The 4396-nt window shown below is 60.6% G+C and carries 11 protein-coding genes; all 11 read left to right on the top strand.

The window, feature by feature from the left end; translation table 11 throughout:
- Nucleotides 1-306 (top strand): hypothetical protein (locus CEY09_RS31635; RefSeq protein WP_208625089.1); only part of this gene is annotated, 306 nt, incomplete at its 5' end.
- A complete protein-coding gene (locus CEY09_RS31630; RefSeq protein WP_088591663.1) occupies nt 303-695 on the top strand; it encodes a hypothetical protein in 393 nt (130 codons plus the stop codon). The genes CEY09_RS31635 and CEY09_RS31630, both read left to right, overlap by 4 nt.
- Nucleotides 692-862, top strand: a complete 171-nt coding sequence (locus tag CEY09_RS32240) for a hypothetical protein (RefSeq protein ID WP_158218703.1) — start codon at nt 692-694, stop codon at nt 860-862. Before CEY09_RS31630 ends, CEY09_RS32240 begins: the two co-directional genes overlap by 4 nt.
- A 2-nt stretch (nt 863-864) precedes the next feature.
- A complete protein-coding gene (locus CEY09_RS31625) occupies nt 865-1389 on the top strand; it encodes a hypothetical protein (RefSeq protein WP_088591662.1) in 525 nt (174 codons plus the stop codon).
- Complete coding sequence (locus CEY09_RS31620; RefSeq protein WP_088591661.1) at nt 1376-1993, top strand: lambda exonuclease family protein; 618 nt, start codon at nt 1376-1378, stop codon at nt 1991-1993. Before CEY09_RS31625 ends, CEY09_RS31620 begins: the two co-directional genes overlap by 14 nt.
- A gap of 8 nt (nt 1994-2001) precedes the next feature.
- On the top strand, nt 2002-2298 hold the full coding sequence (locus CEY09_RS32120; RefSeq protein WP_143219599.1) for a helix-turn-helix domain-containing protein: 297 nt from the start codon (nt 2002-2004) through the stop codon (nt 2296-2298).
- 65 nt (nt 2299-2363) lie between these two features.
- Nucleotides 2364-2507 carry a hypothetical protein gene (locus CEY09_RS32235; RefSeq protein ID WP_158218702.1) on the top strand — a complete coding sequence of 48 codons (144 nt, stop codon included), beginning with the start codon at nt 2364-2366 and terminating at the stop codon, nt 2505-2507.
- Nucleotides 2508-2511: 4 nt separating this feature from the next.
- Complete coding sequence (locus tag CEY09_RS31615; RefSeq protein WP_088591660.1) at nt 2512-3267, top strand: hypothetical protein; 756 nt, start codon at nt 2512-2514, stop codon at nt 3265-3267.
- Nucleotides 3264-3644 (top strand): VVA0879 family protein, encoded by a 381-nt coding sequence (locus CEY09_RS31610; RefSeq protein ID WP_088591659.1) that lies wholly within the window; start codon nt 3264-3266, stop codon nt 3642-3644. Before CEY09_RS31615 ends, CEY09_RS31610 begins: the two co-directional genes overlap by 4 nt.
- Nucleotides 3644-3937 carry a hypothetical protein gene (locus CEY09_RS31605; protein WP_088591658.1) on the top strand — a complete coding sequence of 98 codons (294 nt, stop codon included), beginning with the start codon at nt 3644-3646 and terminating at the stop codon, nt 3935-3937. Before CEY09_RS31610 ends, CEY09_RS31605 begins: the two co-directional genes overlap by 1 nt.
- A partial coding sequence (locus tag CEY09_RS31600) for a hypothetical protein (RefSeq protein WP_420093587.1) occupies nt 3930-4396 on the top strand: 467 nt, incomplete at its 3' end. The genes CEY09_RS31605 and CEY09_RS31600, both read left to right, overlap by 8 nt.

Here is a 4396-nt window from a genome sequence, read left to right as displayed (position 1 = left end):
GATGAACAGCAATTCTCAATGGTGCTTGCCCTTGCAGCGGGATATCAAGCACGCGATCAACATCGAACTGGAGGGGTAAGCATGACCACGCCAAACGGCAACATTTTGGCCCTTTTCCACGACGGGCATTACCTCGCAGAAATCCCTGGCGGACTGCGCGCGGCGCATCAGGACGGTCGGCGCGCTGATTTCAAGGCTGGCAGCCAAACCGCGATCGAACTGCAAGCCGCCTACTCAAGCGATTCCATGGAAGACCTGCGCGCCAAGGTCGTCGACGCCATGCTGGCCGCGCGAGGTGAAGCATGACGACGAAGCACACGCCCGGGCCGTGGCGCATCGTGGACCGCGAGATTATGGAAGACGGCAGCGTTTACCCATGCCACATCTTGGGCGGAGCGGCCGACTATCAGGTATGCACGCTGGAATCGCCGCAAATCGCAAAGCTTGGCGCCGAGCAACCGCACCGGTTCCCCGGCCTGAATGGAGTTCTTGGCCCTAACGCCAACCTGATTGCAGCGGCGCCCGAGATTTTCAAGGCGCTGGACGATCTATTCACCGACATGCTGATCGCCCAGGGGAACATGCGGGATGCAGCGAAGCACGATCACCGGTGGGAAGGCTGCGCAGAAGAAATTCAGCCGCGCATTGACGCCGCCCGTGCCGCTCTGGCTAAAGCAAAGGGACAAGCCCAATGATCCGCCTCCTGCGCAAGCTACTCCAAACCGATGCCCACACCGCCGTGGGCATTTTTTCGATCATCTGCGCCATCGTCGGCGTGCTGGGAAGTCAGCAGCAGGCAGACCAAGCTTCTAACGAACGCTGGGCGAAGGATGGCGGCACCAAGTACGCAGCGAAGGAATAACTATGACTGAGAAGACCCACTACAGGAAGGCTTTTGACAGCCCGTACCTGAGCAGCGCCGATATCGTCGAGCCGACCGTTTTGACGGTTTCCCGTGTCTCGCTTGAGATTGATCGGACCAAAAAGACGAAGGACATGTTTAACACTGCTCACTTCGTCGAAAAGGAGCTGCGACCAGGCGAGAAGCTGAAACCGATGATCCTGAACGCGTCAAACAGCAAGACTATGAAGGGCCTGACCGGCTCGGCATTCATCGACGACTGGCAAAACATCCGCATCACTGTCTACGTGGACCACAACGTCCGGTTCGGAAAGGAGACGGTCGAAGGCCTGCGTATTAGCCCACACGCTCCAGAGCGCAAGTACCTGACGCCGAACCAAACGAAGGCCTGGGAAAACGCCAAGTCAGCATACAAGCGTGACGGCAGCCTGGACGCGGTACTGGCTCGGGTCGGCATGTCAGAAGAGCATCAGGCCCAACTCATCGAAGAGTGCGAGGCCGGGGAGCCTGCAAATGCAGTTTCATGACGTTCAGCAGAACACTGATGAATGGCAGGCGTTGCGGTTGGGGAAGGCGACCGCCTCAAACTTCGGCTGCATCATGGCGAACTACGGCAAAGCCTTCGGCGACCCGGCCAAGCGCTACGCCCTGCAACTCGCCCTGGAACTGGCTACGGGCAAGAAAGCCGAATACAGCTTCAACAACGAGCACATGGAGCGCGGCCACGAACAGGAGCCAGTCGCCCGCATGCTCTATGAGGAAGAATACTTCGTAGACGTCAGCAACGGCGGCTTCTTCTGCCATGACACCTACGGCGACTCACCGGACGGCTTGGTAAACGATGACGGAGGGGTAGAAATCAAGTCCGTCATTGCCAGCACTCATTACGCAACCTTGACCCGCGGCGATTTCGACCCCGCCTACCGATGGCAACTAATCGGCCATCTGGACTGCACGGGGCGAGACTGGTTCGACTTCGTTAGCTACTGCTCAGACTTCCCGGAAGACAAGCGACTGCTGGTCTATCGGCTATGGGCAAAAGACTACCAGGAGGAAATTGAACGGCTTCGCATCCGCCGTGCTGAATTCATCGAACTGGTCCAACAAACCTTTCAAAAGATCCGCAGCTAGGAGCGGTTATGAACGGCATCGATTTCATCGTGCGGGATCGCTCCGGATGGGAGCCGAACATTCCGCCTCCGGCCCCCTTCTTGCACCCAGAGTTCGAAGCGCCCGTACCGCCTCCCAAGGGCCAGCCACTGAATCACGACCATATCGATTACATCCTCGCCATGCGGGGAACACTGACCGTCTATGAACTGGCTGAGTACTTCCATCTATCTCGGGGGACGATCAGCAACATCTGGAGTGGTAGCCCTACGGCGGGTAGATCAATAAACCGCCAGTCACCTAACCGCTTCCGTCCCGCCGCCTAATCCCCCGCAGCCCCACCTTACCCCGCAGTCTGGCCGGGGCTGCCCTTCTATTGCCTGGAGATCCCATGCGCCACACCGATAAATGGTTCCCCGCCGAGGACGATGAAACTCCAGGAGGTCTTAACCCTATTGCATGTGCCTTGGCTGCTTTTGCTGTGTACGTCGCCCTGGCGGTCATCTGGATATTCCGAGCCGAGATTTGGAGCTGAGAGCATGAACACGAACAAAGATTGGAAGATGGTGCCCAAACGCGCGACGAAGGCCATGCAAGACGCCTGGGATACTGCACCCTTCAACGACGACACCGACGTCGAGTTTCATGGTGCCTACGCTGCCATGATCGCCGCTGCACCTGCCAGCGCAGAGCCCGAACGGGATTGGGAACTGACCTGCGAAGACTGCGATGGCTACGGCTTCGTCTATGTCGAGCGCCGGGTCGGCATGTGTGCCACCGATTTGCAGACGTTCAAAGAAGAATGCGAATGCTGCGACGGCCGCGGCTTCTTGTTCGCCTTCGAGGACATCCCCGGCATTGCGGGGTACGTCAAATCGTGCCGCCCCGCCTCCACGGTAGCGACTGAGGGGGAGAAGGACGAGCAGGCGGCATTTGAGCGATGGCTAGACCGGACGTGCCCATCAGGAGACGTGGAAGCGGTGCAGCGGCAATGGGAGGCCAGCAGCGACTATGCCGACCTCCACGCTCCCGCTGCTGGCGATGCGCTGCCGCCTCTTGATGACGACCTCATCGAGATACTGGGGCGGCCCAATTTCGCGTGCGTAGAGTTGGCAACGCTGCTCAGGGCTGGCGGTCACTCCATCAAGAACAAGGCTGAGCACGAGCAAGCGGCGGTGATCCATTTCTTGCTCGGGCATTACCTGAAACACGGAGCCGCCTGGCACGAGCATGTCGGCGCGGCGTTCGAAGCCATTGCCCAGCAGTCCCAGCAGCGCAAAGGGGATGAAGCATGAAGCGCATGACTCTCGAAGAGTTTCAGGCCGCGTGCATGGCCCAAGCCAGCCGCAGCGAGCTGACCACGGTGAAGTGCCCCATGTGCGGCACCTTGCAGAACGCGCTTGACTTCATCGCGGCCGGCGCTGGCAAGGATTGGGACGATGTGAGCCGCTATATCGGTTTCTCCTGCGTCGGGCGTTTCACTGGCGCCGGGTCGCCTCGAAAGGAGCCAGACGGCCAACCCTGCAACTGGAGCCTGGGCGGCCTATTCAAGACCCACCGGATGGTGGTGGTCACGCCCGACGGCAAAGAACACCCCCATTTCGAGCTTGCCAGCCCGGAGGAAGCTACGGCGCATCACGACGCCCAGCAGTCCCAGCGGAAGGAGGCGTGATGGGTGACATGGGAGATTTCTGGCGCGACGTGAAGCCAGCCCTCAAGGAACGCAGCCAGCAGAAGCGAGCCGACAACCGCGAGCAGTCTGCGCGGTCGCTGGCAGACGCCGGCATCCAATTCGTGAGCCGGAACGCCGGTGCGCATTTGATCGTGACCGGCGCCAACGGCCACACCTACGACTTCTGGCCTGGCACCGGCCTATGGCGCATGCGCGGCAGCACCAAGGACCATCGCGGCGTGCGTAGCCTGATCCGCGCCGCCCAGCCCACCACCAAGGAAAGCCATGACTGAGAACAACGCCGCCCAGCCCGTGCTGACGGATGACGAAATCCGAGACATCGAGTCCCGTGCCGAATTTTCGTGGCACGTCCCCCGCGCCATTGAGAGGGCTGTGCTGTCCAAGCTGCGCGCGGAGGGCGTGCAGGCGGGCGATGAGGAAGAGGCGTTCGAGGCGTGGCTATACCTTGGACAAACCCAGTTCGAGCCTAGCGATTTGAACAAGGACGCTATCAGCCTCGCGCAACTTGCCTATTCGGCAGGCCGCGCCGCCCTGGCAAGCGCCCCTGTAGCCGATGAGCGGGCGGCGCAGGGGTATGGCAGCCCGGCAGACGTGGCCCAGCGCATTGAGCAGTACCTGTACCACGATGGCCGGAAGAACTCGGCCACGCAGCTGCTGTACGAAGCCATGAAGGCGCTGCGCCGCCCCGCTCCCGCTGCTGGCGATGCGCTGGACCGAGATCAGCAGCGCTT

This window comes from Achromobacter marplatensis (genome assembly GCF_002209535.1).
Taxonomy (GTDB): Bacteria; Pseudomonadota; Gammaproteobacteria; order Burkholderiales; family Burkholderiaceae_B; genus Achromobacter; species Achromobacter marplatensis.
The sequence above is the reverse complement of the archived record's forward strand: the minus strand, read 5'-3'. Positions and strand labels throughout refer to the sequence as shown.